The following is a 16590-nucleotide window of genomic DNA, read 5'->3' as shown; positions in this document are numbered from 1 at the left end:
GCGACCCCCGCACGACCGGGACCCGGTGCTGTGAGCAACAGCACCGGGTCCCGCGCCGTTAACGGCCGCTAACCTTCCTTGCATGACTGTGAACCTCGAAGTCGCCGACGGCGTCGGCACGATCCGCCTCGACCGTCCCCCGATGAACGCGCTGGACATCGCCGTCCAGGACCGGCTGCGCGAGCTGGCCCAGGAGGCGACCGACCGCGACGACGTGCGGACGGTCGTCCTCTACGGCGGCGAGAAGGTGTTCGCGGCCGGCGCGGACATCAAGGAGATGCAGGTCATGGACCACGCGGCCATGGTCAAGCGGTCGCGCGCCCTGCAGGACTCCTTCACCGCGATCGCCCGCATCCCCAAGCCCGTCGTGGCCGCGATCACGGGCTACGCGCTGGGCGGCGGCTGCGAGCTCGCGCTCTGCGCCGACTACCGGATCGCCGCCGACAACGCGAAGCTGGGCCAGCCGGAGATCCTGCTCGGCCTGATCCCCGGCGCGGGCGGCACCCAGCGCCTGTCCCGGCTGATCGGGCCCTCCCGCGCCAAGGACCTCATCTTCACCGGCCGGATGGTCAAGGCGGACGAGGCGCTGACGCTCGGTCTGGTCGACCGGGTCGTCCCGGCCGCCGAGGTCTACGAGCAGGCGCACGCCTGGGCCGCCCGGCTGGCGCAGGGCCCCGCGATCGCGCTGCGCGCCGCGAAGGAGGCCGTCGACCAGGGGCTGGAGGCCGACATCGACACCGGTCTCGCCATCGAGCGCACCTGGTTCGCCGGGCTCTTCGCCACCGAGGACCGCGAGCGCGGCATGCGCAGCTTCGTCGAGGAGGGTCCGGGCAAGGCGAAGTTCGCCTGACGCCCGCCCCGGGACGTGTGGTCCGCGGGGGCCGATTCCATCGGAACGGCCCCCGCGGACGGCTCCGTGCGGCCATGATGGGGGGCATGGCGGGCCTGGAGGGTAGGGAACAACCTTGGCAGCGCGGCAGCGCCGCCGCCGCGCGCTGGTCACCGGCCGCGGAGGACGAACAGGCCGCCGAAGCAGTGGAGTTGTACGGCAATCCGGCCGAGGAGGACGTCCGGCTGCCGTCCCGTCCCGAGTCGGCGTGGGTGGCCCGGAGGCTGACCCAGCACGTGATCCTGCGCCAGTGGGGGCTCGGTCCGCAGATCGCCGAGCACGCGGTGCTCCTCGTCTCGGAACTCGTCGGGAACGCCGTCCGGCACACCGGCGCCCGGGTCTTCGCGCTGCGGCTCCAGCGCCGCCGCGGCTGGATCCGGATCGAGGTCCGCGACCCCTCCCGCGGGCTGCCCTGTCTGATGCCCGTCCACGAACTCGACACGAGCGGCCGCGGGCTCTTCCTCGTCGACAAGCTCTCGGACCGCTGGGGCGTGGACCTGGCGCCGCGCGGCAAGACGACCTGGTTCGAGATGCGGGTCGCCGACCGACCCTGACCCGTCCGCCGGGCCGCCCCCGGACACACGGAAGCCCCCGTGTGCCGTGGTGGGGCACGTGGGGGCTTTCGTGTGATGCGCCGTGGACGGGGGGGTGTATCCACGGCCGCTGTGTCGACCTGGCCCGGGTCAAGGGGGGTCGTGTCTCCGACTATGGCAGAGAGGTGGCCGTGCCGCCAAAAGTCCCTATCGTGACAAGTATGGCCAAAAGCGGACAGTTAGACAGTGAATCGTTGGTGACGTGCAGCACTCACCTTGAAAACATTGAATGGCTATGCGGTTCATCGGGTGTTTCCCGGGGTCGTCCGCATGGTGGACGCCCGGCAAGTGCGGGCAAACGTCCTGAATTGGCCTAATCGTAATAAATCGGGCAAAGAGCCCGTTGAATGGTCGCGTGAAGCCGACCGACCGCCGAGGAGCGCTCCGGGCGGGCGCGGCCGCCGCCCTCGCGGGAGCCCTCGCCACCGCCTGCGGCACGGAACCCCGCCCCGCCCCCGCCGCCACCGCCGCCCCGCGGAGCCCCGCCCCCGCGCCCGCCGTCGCTCCCGGCCCCCGCCGCTTCGCCGGACACCCCGACGAGATCGCGCACGGCCCCCGCGACCGGCCCCGCGTCGCCCTCACCTTCCACGGCCAGGGCGACCCCGCCCTCGCCCGCACCCTCCTCGGCCAGGCCGAGGAGGCCGGCGCCCGCGTCACCGTCCTCGCCGTCGGCGACTGGCTCGACGACCACCCCGACCTCGCCCGCCGCGTCCTCGACGGCGGCCACGACCTCGGCAACCACACCCAGCGCCACATCGACGTCAACGCCATGACCGAGAGCGGGGCCCACGCCGAGATCGCCGCCTGCGCCGACCGGCTGCGCCGGCTCACCGGCTCCATCGGCACCTGGTTCCGGCCCTCCCGGACCCCGCACGCCGCCCCCCACGTGGTGCGCGCCGCCCGCCGCGCCGGCTATCCGCACGTCCTCTCGTACGACGTCGACTCCCTCGACTTCACCTCGCCCGGTGCCGCCGCCGTCGTCCGCAACGTCGCGGGCACCGTCCGGGCCGGCTCGGTGGTCAGCCTGCACTTCGGCTACCCGGACACCGCCGCCGCGCTGCCCCTCCTCCTCGCCGACCTCGACCGCCGCGGACTGCGCGCGGTCACCACCACGGAGCTGCTGACCTGATGGCCCACCGCACACAGAGACACGTCACAGCGCGCGCCAGGACCCTCCTCGCCGCCGTCCTGCTCGCCGGACTCGCGGGCTGCGGCACCGCCGACCCCGGCGGCGGCACGGCCGTGAAGAAGGGTGCCGCCCCCGCCGTGCCCAAGCCGGCCGCCGCCCCCGCGGGACTCCCGGGCATGCCGCCGCTGCTCGACCCGCACGACGTCTACGCCGCCGACCGGCCCGGACGACTCGCCCCGGCCGTACGCGACTTCCCCTCCCGCGTCTACGTCCCCAACACCAACTCCAACACCGTCTCGGTCATCGACCCCGCCACCTACCGGGTCGTCGAGACCATCCCGGTCGGCGCCCAGCCCCAGCACGTCGTCCCCTCCTGGGACCTCAAGACCCTCTGGGTCAACAACAACCGGGGCCACACCCTCACCCCCATCGACCCCGCCACCGGGGTCGCCGGCAAGCCCGTCGAGGTCCACGACCCCTACAACCTCTACTTCACGCCCGACGGCAAGTACGCCGTCGTCATGGCCTCCCTCGACCGCGAACTCGTCTTCCGCGACCCGCACACGATGGAGCGGAAGAAGTCCGTCCCGGTCAGCTGCTACGGCGTCAACCACGCCGACTTCTCCGCCGACGGCCGCTACTTCGTCGTCTCCTGCGAGTTCTCCGGCGAACTGCTGAAGGTCGACACCGAGAAGATGGAGGTCGTCGGCCAGCAGAAACTGCCCTTCCAGGGCGCCATGCCCCAGGACGTGAAGATCTCGCCCGACGGCCGTACCTTCTACGTCGCCGACATGATGGCCCACGGCGTGTGGGTCCTGGACGGCGACTCGTTCGCCACCCCCACCCTGCTCCCCACCGGCAAGGGCGCCCACGGCCTCTACATCAGCCGGGACTCCCGCGAGATGTACATCCCCAACCGCGGCGAGGGCTCCGTCTCGGTCTTCGACTTCGCGCAGAACAAGCTGACCAAGAAGTGGCGGCTGCCCCAGGGCGGCTCCCCCGACATGGGCGGGGTCTCCGCCGACGGCAAGGTGCTGTGGCTCTCCGGGCGCTACGACTCCGAGGTCTACGCGATCGACACCACCACCGGGAAGCAGCTCGCCCGGATCCCCGTCGGCAGCGGCCCCCACGGCCTCGCCGTCTACCCCCAGCCCGGCCGCTACTCCCTCGGCCACACGGGCGTCTTCCGGTAGCGGCCGCCCCGCGGTCACCCGGCGATCAGCAGCGCCTCCGACGCCACCGGGCGGTACCCCGCCGCCTGGAAGACCCGGACGCTGCGGGCGTTGCCGGGGGACTGCTGCGCCCACACCACCCGGCCGGGCGTCAGATGCCGGGCGGCCGTCGCCAGCGCCCGGCCCAGGCCCCGGTGGCGCACCGCCTCGTCCACCTCGATCGCCGCCTCCCAGCGGCCGGCGACGCCGCGGCCGAGCACCAGCAGCCCGCCGTCGGCCGCCCACACCCGGACCTCGTCGCGGAACTTCAGCGCCCGCGCCACCCGCGGGTGGTCCGGGTCCTGGATCTCGCGGAGCGCCAGCGGGGGAGCGCCCGGCAGGGCGTCGGCCACGGTGAGCAGGTCGATCGTGTTCATGTGCCGTCCCGTGCGGCCCATCAGCGCCCACAGGAACACCGGGTTCATGCTGGCCGCCAGCGGGTCGCTCGACGCGGCCGCCAGCTCGGACCGCACCCACTCCGGGTCCGCGTCGGTGAAGACGACCGAGTGGGCGGTGAAGGCCAGCACCCCGGCGTCCCGGGGGCCGGGCGGGGGCACCACCGTCGTCGTGCCGTCCGGGGGCGGGAACTCCCCCCGCGCCGCCGCCGCCAGGATCCGTGCCACCTCGTCGCTCATACCCCCATCATCCGGCAGCGGCGGGCCAGCTAATCTGACCCCCGTCAGACAAGCACCGAGAAGGGGCGGAAGCAGTGGCGGACATCGAGTCGGCACGCACGGCATTCAACAAGTTCGACGTGGACGGGGACGGCTTCATCACCGCCGCGGAGTACAAGAGCGTCATGGCCCAGCTGGGCGACTTCAACGTCACCGAGACGGTCGCCGAGGTGCTCATCAAGCAGCGCGACGACAACGGCGACGGCGTCCTGTCCTGGGACGAGTTCTGGGCGCACTACAGCAAGGCCTGACCCGCCGGCCGGGGCGGGCGACGCAACGCTGAGTTGCCGCCCGTCCGGGGCTCGGTGACGATCGACCGGTGACGCCTCCCGGATCCCCCGGCTCCCCGAGCCGTGTGACGGCGGCGGTCGCCGCCGCGGTCGCCGTCCTCGCCGTCGCCCTGCTGGGCGCCGGTCTCGCGCAGACGGGCACCGGCGAACTGCGGATACCCGCGGACGGCGCCACCTCGGTCCTCCGGCTCCTCGTCCTCACCGGCCTCGCCCTCCACGTCGGCGAACTGGCCGGCCGCCGGATCGCCGGCGAGGGACCCCTGCCCCGCTCCACGGCCGTGCCCGCCGCGCTGCTCGCCGCGGCCGCCTCCGCCGCGCTCCTGCTGCTCTTCTCCGCCGTCAGCGGGCTGAGCCTCCCCGTCGTGTACGGGCTCCGTGAGGGCCGCCTGCTGCTCGTCGGCGCCAACGCCTTCGCCCTCGCCGCCTTCTGCGCCGCCTCCCGCCGCCCCGGTCTCGCCCTCCTGCCGCTCGCGGTCGCCGTCGGCGCCGAGGCGATGCGCGCCCACCCCGAGCCGTCCCGGCAGGCCCTCGGGACCGGTCTGACCGTCGTCCACCTCACCGCCGCCTCCCTCTGGACGGGCACGCTCCTGTACGTGCTCCGCACCGTGCGGCTGCGCGGCGGCGGCCGGGACGTCCTCGTCCGGTACGCCAGGGCGGCCGCCTGGGCCTACGCCGCGCTCGTCGTGACCGGCACGGCCTCGACGCTCCGCAGACTGCCCCCGGACGCCGTCCTGACCACCGCCTACGGCCGGCTCCTGCTGGTGAAGCTGGCGCTGTTCGGCGGGGCGAGCCTGCTGGCGCTCGCCGCCCGGGGACGCCTGCGGTCCGGCGGGGACGCCCGGGCACCCGCGCGCGTGGAGCTGTCCGTGCTCGGCGCGGTCGTGGTCGTCTCGGCGCTCCTCACCGTGGTGCCCGACCCCCGGGGTCTCCTGCCCTGACCCGACCCGGGCTCCACCGGAGCCCGAGCGGATCGCGAGCGGCGGACGACCGTGCCGCGGGCCGGCCCCGGCCGGTCCTCCGGTTCGCCGTGCGTGCGCCCGGAGGACACCCGGCGTACGCCGGGGGCGTCCACGGCGCGCGGCAGACCGTGGCAGTTCCCTGCACCGGACGCCCGCTGGCCGGATCCGAGCCGGAGGACGGCCGTCCCGAGGTCCGCCGCGGCCGCGGCTCCCACCTGGCCTTTTGGCCGGAAGAGAGGGGTCCGCTCGGAGAACCCCTCCGGTTTTTCCGCAGGTCCTGAGGCAGGTCGCTGCCAGGCAGCTTCCTGGCCTGTCCGGAAGCGGACAGGCGGCCCCCCGCGGTGATTTCCTCTGGGTGTGCGGCCGGAACGGCTGAAAAAGCCCCGGCCGCGAAGGACCTCCGGATTCGCCCGTACGCCGTCCCGTACCAAGGAATGGAGACCCACATGTCCTGTCGTCCCCGCCGCGCCAGCAGTGCCCTCGCCACCGTCGCCGCCGCCGTCCTCGGCGGACTCCTCTGGGCCTCGCCGGCCCAGGCCGCCCCCGCGGCGCCGCAGGGGATCGTCGCGGGCACGGACGACTTCGTCTGGCCGACGCCGCCCCGCCCGCAGTTCCCCTTCCCCTGCGTCACGACCCTGCCGGGCCTGCCCTGCGTCACCGAGATCCCGGACGACTTCGTCTGGCCGACCGCCCCCCGGGACTGACCGTCATGCAGCTCACCCTCGCGGCGCCCGCGGCGGCACCGCTTCAGATCCACTCCCGGCGGGTCGCCTGCACCCCCGCCTCGAACCGGCTCGACGCCCCCAGCCGCTCCATCAGGTCGGCGACGATACGGCGCTCCGTCCGGACCCCGATGCCCAGCGCACGGGCCACCGCCTCGTCGGTCAGACCGCTCGCCAGGAGCTGGAGCAGCTTGCGCTCCTGCGGGGTGAGCCCGCCCGGCAGGGCGTCCCCGGGGCCGTCGAGCGGGGAGGCGTGCTCCCAGTACGCCTCGAACAGGGCCCGCATGGCCATGACCACCGGCTGGCTGCTGAAGAGCAGCGCGGACGGCTGGGCCTGACCCGGCAGCCCGGCGACCACGGCGGCCGTCGTGTCCACGATGAGCAGCCGCATCGGGAGCGTCGGCGAGGAACGGATCTCGCTGCCCCGCTCCGCCATCCACTGGGCGTGCGCCCGGGTGACCCGGTCACCGCCGACGCTGTCCAGGTAGATGGTCCGGAACCGCACGCCGCGCTCCATCGCCCGCTCGTTCAGCGGCCGGCCGGCCAGCACGGACTCCTCGGTGAGGGCCTTGCCGGGGTGGAAGGCGAGGGACTCGTGCGTACAGGACTCGGCGAGGGCCTCCAGCCGGGTGCGGATGTCGTCGACGTTGTCGAGGTGCTCCGCCCCGTCCAGACCGCCCGACCGGCCCGAGGCCGTGTACTCGGCCGCCAGCGCCGCCAGCGCCGCGCGGTTCTGCTCGATGCGCTGCTGCCGCGAGGCGAGTTCGCGCTCCTCCCGCTGGAGCAGCACCTTCAGTCCCAGCGAGGGGTTCACCGCCCGCATCCGGCCCGGGGTGTCCCGGGAGGGAGCCAGCAGCGACAGCCGGGTCAGGAGGTCGAGCGCCTCCTCCACCCGTTCGGTCGTCGAGTCCAGGAGGGCGGCCAGCTTCTCCGGGTCGAGCTCCTTGTGGAACAGGATCGTGCGATAGACGCCGAGCGTGTGCTGATCGAGCGATGAGACCTCGTCCACGTGGTGTCGTCCCCCTTCGTACCACGGTCGTGCGGCGTCCCGGACGGCCCGACGAGGACGCGGAACGGCGCACCGGTGTCCCCCGCCCCTGGCCGGAGCCACCCGAATCACCCCATTACATGATCAGCACGCTACCTGCTGGACGTTCTCATCGAAAGGCGTTCTCGTGGTCCCAACCGGATCCCCGCCGTCGGGCCTCGACGGCCTCGTCGTCCTCGTCGTCGACGCCACGACGGGCCTCGGCCGGGACCTCGCGACCCGGCTGTGCGCCGCCGGGGCGATCGTCGCCGTCGTCGGCGCGGGCCACCCGGGCCGCGGGGACGACGCCGCCACCAACGCGGCCTTCCTGTGCAAGGCGCTCGCCGACCGCGGCCTGCTGGCCCTGCCGTACCGGATCGACGTCGGCGACCCGGTCGAGGCGGCCCGGCTGCCCGGCCAGATCGCCTCCGACGTCGGTCCGCCGTCCGCCGCCGTCGTGGTCCTGCCGCCGCCGGGCGCCGACGAGGGCCTCGTCCGCGCCTTCCGCGCGGTGTCGGCGGCCCTCGCCGCCGCGCTGCCGGCCGGCGCCCGCCACGTCGAGTACGCCCCGGCGGGCGGCGGCACGTCCCCGGGGGGTCCGGGGACGGCGGCCGCGGCCGGGGACCGCGCCTGGGTCCACTCGGTCGTCACCGCCCTGGCCGCCGACGCGGCACGGGCGCCCAGCCGCTGACCCGCGGCCCGCGAGGGCCACCGCCACAGAAGTCACCACGGGGGAGAGACATGTCCATTCGCGTCGTCGTGGCCGGGGACCACCAACTGGTCCTGGAGGCCTTCGCCGAGACACTCAACGGCACCAACGGCCTGGACGTCGTGGGGCTCGCCACGACCTTCGAGGCCGTGCTGCCCGCCGTACAGCGCCACCGGCCGACCGTCCTGCTGCTCGGCGAGAGCACCATGGGGGGCAAGGCGCTGCACGCGGCGACCCAGGTGCGCTCGCACCACCCGACCTGCGGGGTCGCCCTCATGGTCGGCTCGGCCACGCCGTCGGTGGTGGACCGGGCGGTGGCCGCCGGGGCGCTCGGCGTCGTCCCGAAGACGGCCCGGCTGCCGCAGCTGATCACCACGCTCGTCGGGGTGGCGGGGGGCTGCCTCACGGTCGACCCGGGGCTGCTGCGGACCCCGGCCTCGGGCGAGGCGGTGCTCAGCGTCCGCGAGACCGACGTCCTGCGGCTGACGGCCGGCGGCGCGACGGTCAAGGAGATCGCGGGCGAGCTGTACCTCGCGGCGGGGACCGTGCGGAACCTGACCTCGGCGGCGATCAAGAAGCTCGGCGGGCGCAACCGGTTCGACGCCGCCCGCATCGCCGCCGAGTGCGGACTGCTGTGAGCGGGGCCGGGGCCGCGGGGGCCGGACGCGCGCCGGCCCCGGCACGAGGCGTGCCGGGGCGGGGCTTCACAAGGCGTCGGAGAAGGGCGCTGCTACTTCTCCAGGCAGAACTCGTTGATCGGGTAGCCCACGTGGCGGTCGGCCGTCGGCAGGTGACCCAGGATGCGGTCGCCCGGCTTGAGCTCGGTGCTGTTGAGGACCGAGGCGCCCGGACCGAGCACCCGGACGTGCCAGTCGTCCTGGAGGATCAGGTTGACCGTCTGCCCGCTGGGCGCGACCGCGTCGATGGAGATGAGCGGACGGGTCTCGATCTTGACCCGGCCCACGCTGACCGGGCGGGTGCGGCCGTCCACGTCGACCGCGAGCACGGAGCTGCCGGCGTGCAGCTCGCTCAGGTAGTGCGTCCGGCCGTTCTGCCCCACGGTGTACGAGTGCAGCGCACCCGCGTTGACGCGGAACGGACGGGTCGGCATGTACGGCAGCGGGTGGGTCTCGCTGACGCACAGGACCATGCCCTTGGAGTGCGAACCGACGAGGATGCCCTCGTCCTTGCGGAAGTGCGTCGTGGTGTCGACGCACGCCCGCTCGCCCATCCCGATGTGCGTGGTCGCGGTGACCGTGAGCTCGACGAGGGAGATCTCCCCGCCGTGCGCCGTCGCCGCGGTCCGCAGCGCCGTGGCGTCGCCGACCGCGCGGCCCCGCATGAGGACGCCGTCCGAGCCGTGCTCCAGGACGCCGTAGAGGATCTCGGCCTCCTCGGTGTCGGCGGCGGTCGTCACGATCGAACCGGGCGCGCCGGACGCCGCCGCGATGACGATCTCCAGCGGGATCTTCGTCGGGTCGCGGAAGTCGAGGACGCTCCACGCCTCCAGACGCGCGGCCAGGCACGCGTCCTCCAGGGTGTCGGCGTCGACGATCTCCACGTACCGGCCGAACTGCACGTCCGGGTGGGCCGCCTCCAGCTCGGCGCGGGCGTCGCGCGGGCCGGGCACGATCACCACGTCGGCGGCGCCCAGGTCGGCGGGGACGTCCGCGGCGCCGTCCTCGAAGAGCAGGACCTTGCGGACGGTGGGCGGCAGGCCCTCGAAGACCGCCGGGTCGCCGGCGACGATGCCGTCGATCTTCTGGTGCAGGGCCTCCTCGAGTACGGCGGCGGTGGCGGCGCCGGCCTCGCGGATGTCAAGCCAGCACAGTTTGGCGTCCGTCATGATGCGGACCTCCTGTCAGATGGGTGTCGAGGTTCGGGTCGTCGAGCGGTGAGGCGTCGAGGTGGTCGGGGGTGAGGCGTTCGCTGTGAAGCCGCTCCCCCCGGTCCGCCTCGCTGAACGGGCCGGTGGTGAAGTGCTGTTCGGGGAAGTGGTGCACGATCCGGGCGACCTTGGCCGCCAGCGCGCGCGGGTCCTTGGCCTGGAAGATGTTGCGGCCCATGGCCACCCCGCCCGCCCCTCCGGCGATGGCGTCCCGGACGTAGGCCAGGACGTCCTCCTCCTTCTCCAGGGCGGGCCCGCCGGCGACGAGCACCGGGACGGGGCAGGCGGCGGTCAGGTCGAGCATCTCCGCGGTGGAGCCGAGGAAGACGGTCTTGACCAGGTCCGCCCCCAGGTCCGCGGCGATCGTCACGGCGTGCGCGACGACGGCGGGGTCCCTCGGGTCGCTGATCCGCGGCCCGCGCGGGTACACCATGGCGAGCAGCGGCAGGTTCCAGCGGTCGCAGGCGTCGGCGATCCGGCCGAGGTCGCCGATCTGCTGCCGCTCGTCGTCGGAGCCGAGGTTGACGTGGACGCTGACCGCGTCCGCGCCGAGGCGCAGGGCCTCCTCGACGCCGGCGACGACGTACTTGGCGTTGGGGTCGAGCGCCTGGCTGGTGCTCGCGTTGAGGTGGATGATCAGCGACATCGCGGCGAACCGCTCCGGGCTGATGTGCCGGACGCTGCCCTTGTGCACGACGACGGCGTCCGAGCCGCCGGCCGCGATCCGGGCGGCGAGCTGGTCGAGCGTCGTGCCCTTGGGCACCACGGGACCGTCGTGGATCGAGTGGTCGAGTGGGGTGATCATCAGGCCGGCCGTGCTGTGGCGGTAGAGCCGCCGAAGCCGCAGCGACCGGGCGAAGTGGCCGAAACCGGTCATGGAACGCCCTTTCTGGTTCGCGAGGTGGCGTGATCGGGCTGGTGACCCGCGCCGCGCGAGCGGACGGGGTCGGCCCGCGCGGTGGCTCCGCGCGGGGAGCTGAGGGCCGGGCCGGCGGGGTCCGGTGGCGAGACGGAGCGCAGATAGGCGCGGTCCGGTTTGCCCGAGGGGGTGAGCGGCAGCCGGGGCCAGACCGAGACCCGCACCGGCGTGTGCTCCGGGGTCAGCGAGGCGGCCACGTACCCCCGCAGGTCGCAGGAGGTGCCCCCGGCGCCCGAGTACAGCTCCACGGCCGCGTGCACCTGCTCCACCCAGTCGCGGTCGCGGACCCCGAACACCGTGGCCTGGCGCACCTGCGGATGGCGCATCAGCGCCTCCTCGATCGCGGCCGGGTCCAGCTTGAGGCCGCCGTGCTTGATCACGTCGCCCACCCGGCCGTCCAGGCGCAGATAGCCGTACCGGTCCCAGTGCCCCAGGTCGCCGGTGCACAGCCAGCCGTCGCGGAAGACCGTCCCGGTGCGCTCCTCGTCGCCGAGGTAGCCGGCTGTGACGGTGGGCGAACTGATCCAGATCTCGCCCGTCACGCCCCGCTCCACCTGCGGTCCGCCGTCCGGGCCGCGGATCTCCACCCGCACCCAGGGGAAGGGCCGGCCCGCCGAGCCGAGGAGTTCCGGCTCGCGGTGGTCCAGCGGGTTGAGGCTGCTGATGCCGCCCGCCTCCGTCGTCCCGTACACCTGGATGAGCACGTCGCCGAAGAGCTCGACGGCCCGGGCCACCCGCGCGGGCGCCGCCGGGGTGCCGCTGTAGGTGATGCGGCGCAGCGACGACAGGTCCGTGCGCGGGGCGGCGGGGTGGTCCAGGAGCCGGTAGAGGTGCGGCACGGCGAGGTAGACGTCGGTGACCCCGTGGCGCTCGAAGGCGTCGAGGGCGTCACCGGCGTCGAACTCGTCGTGCAGCACGACCCGTCCGCCGCTCGCGAGCACCGCGTCGGCCATCGGGGCGGTGGTGTGGCTGATCGGCGTGACGGACAGCAGCGTCGCGGGTCCCCGGGGATCGAGGCCGTTCGCGAGGCGGCTGACGAGCTCCTCACGCGTGTCGTACCGCTGGGCGACCATCTTCGGCCGGCCGGTGCTCCCGCTGGTGAACTCGACGGTCGCGAGGTCCTCCGGGCGCGGCTCCGGCAGCCGCTCCGGCAGCGGACCGGCCGGTTCCGCCGCCCCCCAGGGGACGGTCAGCGGGGTCACGGCCGGCACGCGGCGGGTGAGCCACGCGCCGCGCTCGGCGCTCTCGTCGTCGACGAGCAGGACCGACACCCGCAGGTCCTCCAGGAGTCCGGCCTGGGTGGCGACCGAGAAGGTCTCCGTGTCGGTCCGCGGGTTCATCGACCGTACGTACACGGAGGTGGCGCCCAGGAGATGGACGGCGTACCGGGCGGCGAGCATCAACGGCCGGTTGGGGCCGGTCAGCACGGCCACGGTGTCACCGGGCCGGACGCCGCGGGAGTGCAGCAGGGCCGTGGTGGCCCGCACCGATCCGGCGAGCCGGCCGGCGGTGACGGCCTCGTCGGCGCGGTGGATCACCACGCGCCCGGGGTCCTTTCCGAGGGCGTCGAGAATGCGGCGTACGTACATGGTTCCTCCTTTCCGAAAAGAGGGGGAAGGGGCGGTGGGGATTACGAGATGCGCATCTGCGCCATCATTCCCATGGCGCTGTGGTCGATCATGTGGCAGTGATAGGGAAAGACCCCGCGGTGTGTGTCGAAGGTCAGCTGGAGTTTCGCGGTCTGGCCCGGGAAGAGCAGGACGGTGTCCTTCAGTCCGGCCTCCGCCGGGTAGACCGGCATTCCGTCCCGTTCGAGGATGCGGAACTGCACCAGATGCGTGTGGAAGTTGTGCGGGACCGTCGTGCTGGTGTTCTTGACCGTCCACACCTCGGTCGAGCCCCAGGCGATCTCGGTGTCGATCCGGTCGTGGTCGAAGGTCTTCTCGTTGATGTAGGCGAGGTGGCCCGTGCCCGGCTCGTCCATCCGCAGCTCGAAGCTCCGCTCCACGGTCGGCGCGGGCAGGGCCGGCAGGGTGGTGAGGACGTCCGGGACCCGGCTCGGGTCGTCCGTCCTCTCCTCGACGTCGAAGCGCATGATCTGCCCGACGAGTTCGGTCGGCCCCGGGCCCAGCATGTTCGACAGGGTGACCTGGGTGCCCGGCGCGTACCGCGAGAAGTCGATGACGAAGTCGGCGCGTTCGCCGGGGGAGAGCACGATCACGGGCGAGGGCGCAGGCGCCGGGAGCAGGCCGCCGTCCGAGCCGACGTGGATGATGGGGCTGCCGTCGGAGAGCGCCATCACGAAGATCCGCAGGTTGCAGGAGTTGACCATCCGGAAGCGGTACTTCCGCGCCTTGACCTTCAGGTGCGGCCACGGGGCGCCGTTGACCAGGATCGTCGTGCGGTTGAGGGAGTCGTCCATCGTGTAGACCATCTGCCCGGCGGCGTCGAAGTGCGCGTCCCGCAGGATCAGCGGCACCTCGTACGGCCCCGAGGGCAGACCGAGGGCGTCCTCGGCCTCGTCGCCGAGGAGGTAGAGCCCGGAGAGGCCCCGGTAGACGTGCTCGGACTCCATGTGGTGGGCGTGGTCGTGCGTCCACAGCGTGGCGCCGACCTGCCGGTTGGCGTAGACGTACGTCCGCGAGGCGCCGGGCCGGATCACGTCCATCATGCCGCCGTCCTGCTCCTGCGGGTTGTTCCCGCCGTGCAGGTGCACCGAGGTCGGCATCGACAGGCCGTTGGTCTGCCGGACCACCGCCGTGCGCCCGCTGCGGGCGCGGATCGTGGGCCCGGGGAAGGTGCCGTTGTACGTCAGCACCTCGGTCCTCAGGCCGGGCAGGATCTCCACCCGCGCCTTGCGCATGGTGATCGCGTAGTAGTCGGCCGACCGGGTCCGCCGGTAGGGGGCGAGGACCTTCGGCCGCGGCAGCGGCACGGTGAACGGGGTGACCGCCGGCGGGCCGGGCGGCACCTCGGCGGCCACCGCCGGGGTGCCGGCGGTGAGGCCCTGGAAGACCCCGCCGGCCGCGCCGACAGCGCCGACGGCACCGGCGGTGAGTCCGAGTCGTATCGCATGGCGGCGAGAGAACACAGCGGATTCCTAACGTGGTGTATTTCCCGGAGCGACAGCGGCGGGAACGGCGGTGAATTCGCTCTTCGAGCATGGGCGTGAACGACCGGAACTCCGAGCCCGTTCGCCCCGGTACTTGCATGTGTCACGCGATCCGTGACCTCGGTCATTTCCGCCGGTGGGAACGGGAACGACGGCCTCCGCGATGACGGGCGTCACGTCGCGGAATGCCCTCCGTCACGCACCGCCCGGGAAATGTCACCGGTTCTCGCCGGGGCGGACCGCACGGGCCGCGCCGGTACGAGGCTGGTGCGCGGCGTCTGCCCTGCGCACGGCGCCGTCCCGTCCGCCGGCGTCCGGGCCGCTCGGTCCCCGCGCCGGACCGCCATCCTCGCGCCCAGGAGGCCACCGTGCCGACCACGCAGACCCGCCCCGACGCCACCGAAGCGGCCCGGGAACCCGCCACGTCCGACGGGACGGGACCCGCGCCCGCCGCGGCCGTGCCCGCGCCCGCCGTCCCGGGCGCCGGTGAGACCGGACCCGCGCCCACGGCGGCCGAACCGGCGCCCGCCGTCCCGCTGTTCACCGCCGGCGTCCGGGTGCTGCTCGCCCCCGAGGGCGACACCGCCACCCTCGCCGGACCGGCCACCTCGCTCGCCGTCCGGGGGGTCCGCGCCGGGGTCCGCACCGCCCTCCTCCGGCTCGCCGAAGGGCCGCGGCCCGAGGCCGAGCTGTACGCGGGCCTGGAGCCGGCCGAGCGGGTCCAGGTCGAGCGGCTGCTCGCCGGCGGCGCGCGCCACCTGGTGGCCCGCGCCGTCCTCGCCCGCGGCGACGGCCGGGAGGGCGGCGGGCGGTCCCTGCTCCGCCTGGAGCCGGTGGCCCGCGACGCCGCCTACCGGCCCGTCGCCGTCCGGCCCGACGCGACCGTCCGCCTCTCCCGCTTCGCCTTCTGCCGCACCCGCGACGGCGCCCTCGTCCTGGAGTCGCCGCTCGTGAAGTTCCGCGCCGTCCTCACCGACACCGCCGGCCGCACGCTCGCCGCCGCCCTCGGCGAACCCGGCACCCCGGACCGCCTCGGCGCCGCCGCGGGGCTCGACGCGGCGGACACCGGCGACGTCCTCGGCCACCTCGTCGGCGCCGGCTTCGCCGAACTCGCCGACGAGCGCGGCGCCTTCGCCTCCGACGACGAACCCGTGCTGCGCCAGTGGGACTTCCACGACCTCCTCTTCCACTCGCGCATCCGCTCCGGCCGGTACGACGACGTCTTCGGCGCCGTCTACCCCCACCGCGGCGCGATCGAGCCCCGGCCGGCCGTCCGTCCCGTCCCCGAGGGCCCCTCCGTCCCCCTCCACCGGCCGACCCGCGAGGAGATCGCGGCGCACGACCCGTCCCTCACCACCGCGATCGAGACCCGCCGCTCCATCCGGGGCTACGGGGACCAGGAGATGACCGCCCGCCAGCTCGGCGAACTCCTCTACCGCGTCGCCCGCGTCCGCGCCCACTACGCGCCGGAGCCGGGCAGCGACCGCGACGAGGTCGTCTCCCGTCCCTACCCGAGCGGCGGCCAGGGGTACGAACTGGAGCTGTACGTCACCGTGCGGCGCTGCGCCGGCCTGGAGCCCGGCGTCTACTACTACGACCCCGTCGGCCACCGGCTCGTGCTGCGCAACGCGGACGAGGCCGACCGCGAGTCCCTCTTCCACGTCGCCTCCCGCGCCACCGGCATGGAGGCGCGCCCCGACGTCCTCGTCACCGTCACGGCCCGCTTCCAGCGCATGTCGTGGAAGTACCGCGCCATCGCCTACGCGACCACGCTCCGGCACACCGGGGTGCTCTATCAGACGATGTACCTGGTGGCGACGGCCCTCGGACTGGCCCCGTGCGCCCTCGGCAACGGCGACGCCGACATGTCGGCGCGCGTGCTGGGCCTGGACTACCTCCAGGAGTCCTCGGTGGGCGACTTCCTGCTGGGCAGCAGGCGTACGGACGACTCGGTGGCCGGCGAGCCCGGTGCGGGCTGGACCATGCTCAACAGCCCCGAGTGGTCCCTTCCCGACGCCCCCTGAGCCCTTTCGGCGTGACGGCCGTTATTCCGGCCGTGATAAACGTCAGGCCCGGCCCGGAAAGGCTGGTGCGACCGGGGGCCGGTCAGCATTATTGGTGTTGCAGCCGAACGGTTGCGGAGAAGAATTCGGAAAGGAATTCACCATGAGCATCGACGACATCAAGAACGGCGACGACAAGGCCTTCGACGACTTCAACGTCGACGAGCTGGAGACCCTCGAGGTCGCCCAGGGCGTGGCCCTCCCGGAGATGGGTGCCTCCAGCGGCTCGATCGGCACCTCGTCCTCCTCGTCCTCCACCTGCTCCGCCTGCTGATTCCCCCCGACCGAAACGCTGAAAGGAACACGCACATGAGCATCGACGACATCAAGAACGGCGACGACAAGGCCTTCGACGACTTCAACGTCGACGAGCTGGAGACCCTCGAGGTCGCCCAGGGCGTGGCC

General features: G+C 73.7%; 17 protein-coding genes. 11 read left to right on the top strand and 6 right to left on the bottom strand.

Annotation, left to right across the window (positions count from 1 at the left end; translation table 11 throughout):
* Positions 1–82: 82 nt before the first annotated feature.
* The 4 genes from ACZ60W_RS15140 (at position 83) to ACZ60W_RS15125 (ending at position 3804) form a co-directional block, all read left to right on the top strand.
* On the top strand, positions 83–850 hold the full coding sequence (locus ACZ60W_RS15140; RefSeq protein WP_366309222.1) for an enoyl-CoA hydratase/isomerase family protein: 768 nt from the start codon (positions 83–85) through the stop codon (positions 848–850).
* An 86-nt stretch (positions 851–936) separates the two neighbouring features.
* The gene (locus tag ACZ60W_RS15135; protein ID WP_402469289.1) at positions 937–1443 is read left to right on the top strand and encodes an ATP-binding protein; all 507 of its coding nucleotides are present in this window, start codon (positions 937–939) and stop codon (positions 1441–1443) included.
* 394 nt (positions 1444–1837) lie between these two features.
* A complete protein-coding gene (locus ACZ60W_RS15130; protein WP_469755761.1) occupies positions 1838–2611 on the top strand; it encodes a polysaccharide deacetylase family protein in 774 nt (257 codons plus the stop codon).
* Complete coding sequence (locus ACZ60W_RS15125) at positions 2611–3804, top strand: YncE family protein (RefSeq protein ID WP_469755760.1); 1194 nt, start codon at positions 2611–2613, stop codon at positions 3802–3804. Before ACZ60W_RS15130 ends, ACZ60W_RS15125 begins: the two co-directional genes overlap by 1 nt.
* Before the next feature lie 14 nt (positions 3805–3818).
* Here ACZ60W_RS15125 and ACZ60W_RS15120 read toward each other — a convergent pair whose 3' ends face one another.
* The gene (locus tag ACZ60W_RS15120) at positions 3819–4457 is read right to left on the bottom strand and encodes a GNAT family N-acetyltransferase (RefSeq protein WP_469755759.1); all 639 of its coding nucleotides are present in this window, start codon (positions 4455–4457) and stop codon (positions 3819–3821) included.
* A gap of 74 nt (positions 4458–4531) precedes the next feature.
* Here ACZ60W_RS15120 and ACZ60W_RS15115 point away from each other — a divergent pair, with 74 nt between their 5' ends.
* The 3 genes from ACZ60W_RS15115 to ACZ60W_RS15105 all read left to right on the top strand — a co-directional run bounded on the left by ACZ60W_RS15115 (position 4532) and on the right by ACZ60W_RS15105 (position 6449).
* The gene (locus ACZ60W_RS15115; RefSeq protein WP_366309227.1) at positions 4532–4747 is read left to right on the top strand and encodes an EF-hand domain-containing protein; all 216 of its coding nucleotides are present in this window, start codon (positions 4532–4534) and stop codon (positions 4745–4747) included.
* Positions 4748–4815: 68 nt separating this feature from the next.
* Complete coding sequence (locus ACZ60W_RS15110) at positions 4816–5724, top strand: CopD family protein (RefSeq protein ID WP_469755758.1); 909 nt, start codon at positions 4816–4818, stop codon at positions 5722–5724.
* Positions 5725–6191: 467 nt separating this feature from the next.
* A complete protein-coding gene (locus tag ACZ60W_RS15105; protein ID WP_469755757.1) occupies positions 6192–6449 on the top strand; it encodes a hypothetical protein in 258 nt (85 codons plus the stop codon).
* Positions 6450–6492: 43 nt separating this feature from the next.
* Here ACZ60W_RS15105 and ACZ60W_RS15100 read toward each other — a convergent pair whose 3' ends face one another.
* Positions 6493–7476: a LuxR C-terminal-related transcriptional regulator gene (locus tag ACZ60W_RS15100; protein WP_469755756.1), complete on the bottom strand. Its 984-nt coding sequence runs from the start codon at positions 7474–7476 to the stop codon at positions 6493–6495.
* A 166-nt stretch (positions 7477–7642) separates the two neighbouring features.
* Between ACZ60W_RS15100 and ACZ60W_RS15095 the strand changes: the two genes are divergently transcribed.
* Positions 7643–8185 carry a hypothetical protein gene (locus tag ACZ60W_RS15095; RefSeq protein ID WP_469755755.1) on the top strand — a complete coding sequence of 181 codons (543 nt, stop codon included), beginning with the start codon at positions 7643–7645 and terminating at the stop codon, positions 8183–8185.
* A 50-nt stretch (positions 8186–8235) separates the two neighbouring features.
* Complete coding sequence (locus ACZ60W_RS15090; protein WP_366309232.1) at positions 8236–8841, top strand: response regulator transcription factor; 606 nt, start codon at positions 8236–8238, stop codon at positions 8839–8841.
* A gap of 92 nt (positions 8842–8933) precedes the next feature.
* Here the strand turns inward: ACZ60W_RS15090 and ACZ60W_RS15085 are convergent, their stop codons facing one another.
* Genes ACZ60W_RS15085 through ACZ60W_RS15070 form a run of 4 tightly spaced genes read right to left on the bottom strand, consistent with a single transcriptional unit; the run spans position 8934 to position 14101 of the window.
* A complete protein-coding gene (locus tag ACZ60W_RS15085; RefSeq protein ID WP_469755754.1) occupies positions 8934–10049 on the bottom strand; it encodes a 3-dehydroquinate synthase II family protein in 1116 nt (371 codons plus the stop codon).
* On the bottom strand, positions 10021–10968 hold the full coding sequence (locus ACZ60W_RS15080) for a 2-amino-3,7-dideoxy-D-threo-hept-6-ulosonate synthase (RefSeq protein WP_469755753.1): 948 nt from the start codon (positions 10966–10968) through the stop codon (positions 10021–10023). Before ACZ60W_RS15080 ends, ACZ60W_RS15085 begins: the two co-directional genes overlap by 29 nt.
* Positions 10965–12599 (bottom strand): class I adenylate-forming enzyme family protein, encoded by a 1635-nt coding sequence (locus tag ACZ60W_RS15075; RefSeq protein ID WP_469755752.1) that lies wholly within the window; start codon positions 12597–12599, stop codon positions 10965–10967. The genes ACZ60W_RS15080 and ACZ60W_RS15075 overlap by 4 nt, the downstream gene beginning before the upstream one ends.
* A 41-nt stretch (positions 12600–12640) precedes the next feature.
* Complete coding sequence (locus ACZ60W_RS15070; protein WP_469755751.1) at positions 12641–14101, bottom strand: multicopper oxidase family protein; 1461 nt, start codon at positions 14099–14101, stop codon at positions 12641–12643.
* A 389-nt stretch (positions 14102–14490) separates the two neighbouring features.
* On the opposite strand from ACZ60W_RS15070, the gene ACZ60W_RS15065 reads away from it, so the two are divergent.
* Together ACZ60W_RS15065 and ACZ60W_RS15060 are read left to right on the top strand one after the other, a co-directional pair.
* Complete coding sequence (locus tag ACZ60W_RS15065; RefSeq protein ID WP_469755750.1) at positions 14491–16146, top strand: SagB/ThcOx family dehydrogenase; 1656 nt, start codon at positions 14491–14493, stop codon at positions 16144–16146.
* A gap of 142 nt (positions 16147–16288) precedes the next feature.
* Positions 16289–16459 (top strand): thiazolylpeptide-type bacteriocin, encoded by a 171-nt coding sequence (locus ACZ60W_RS15060; RefSeq protein WP_189799760.1) that lies wholly within the window; start codon positions 16289–16291, stop codon positions 16457–16459.
* The last annotated feature ends 131 nt before the right edge of the window (positions 16460–16590 follow it).

It is taken from the genome of Streptomyces sp. NPDC104202 (genome assembly GCF_055584185.1).
Note: the sequence above shows the minus strand (reverse complement) of the source record. Positions and strands in the feature narration are given on the sequence as shown.

What these genes read in the sequence shown, in the direction of transcription:
- ACZ60W_RS15140 (WP_366309222.1), top strand. Translation starts at nt 83, where the DNA reads ATGACTGTGAACCTCGAAGTCGCCGACGGCGTCGGCACGATCCGCCTC.
- ACZ60W_RS15135 (WP_402469289.1), top strand. Translation starts at nt 937, where the DNA reads ATGGCGGGCCTGGAGGGTAGGGAACAACCTTGGCAGCGCGGCAGCGCC.
- ACZ60W_RS15125 (WP_469755760.1), top strand. Translation starts at nt 2,611, where the DNA reads ATGGCCCACCGCACACAGAGACACGTCACAGCGCGCGCCAGGACCCTC.
- ACZ60W_RS15085 (WP_469755754.1), bottom strand. Translation starts at nt 10,049, where the DNA reads ATGACGGACGCCAAACTGTGCTGGCTTGACATCCGCGAGGCCGGCGCC.
- ACZ60W_RS15060 (WP_189799760.1), top strand. Translation starts at nt 16,289, where the DNA reads ATGAGCATCGACGACATCAAGAACGGCGACGACAAGGCCTTCGACGAC.
- ACZ60W_RS15075 (WP_469755752.1), bottom strand. Translation starts at nt 12,599, where the DNA reads ATGTACGTACGCCGCATTCTCGACGCCCTCGGAAAGGACCCCGGGCGC.
- ACZ60W_RS15120 (WP_469755759.1), bottom strand. Translation starts at nt 4,457, where the DNA reads ATGAGCGACGAGGTGGCACGGATCCTGGCGGCGGCGGCGCGGGGGGAG.
- ACZ60W_RS15090 (WP_366309232.1), top strand. Translation starts at nt 8,236, where the DNA reads ATGTCCATTCGCGTCGTCGTGGCCGGGGACCACCAACTGGTCCTGGAG.
- ACZ60W_RS15080 (WP_469755753.1), bottom strand. Translation starts at nt 10,968, where the DNA reads ATGACCGGTTTCGGCCACTTCGCCCGGTCGCTGCGGCTTCGGCGGCTC.
- ACZ60W_RS15105 (WP_469755757.1), top strand. Translation starts at nt 6,192, where the DNA reads ATGTCCTGTCGTCCCCGCCGCGCCAGCAGTGCCCTCGCCACCGTCGCC.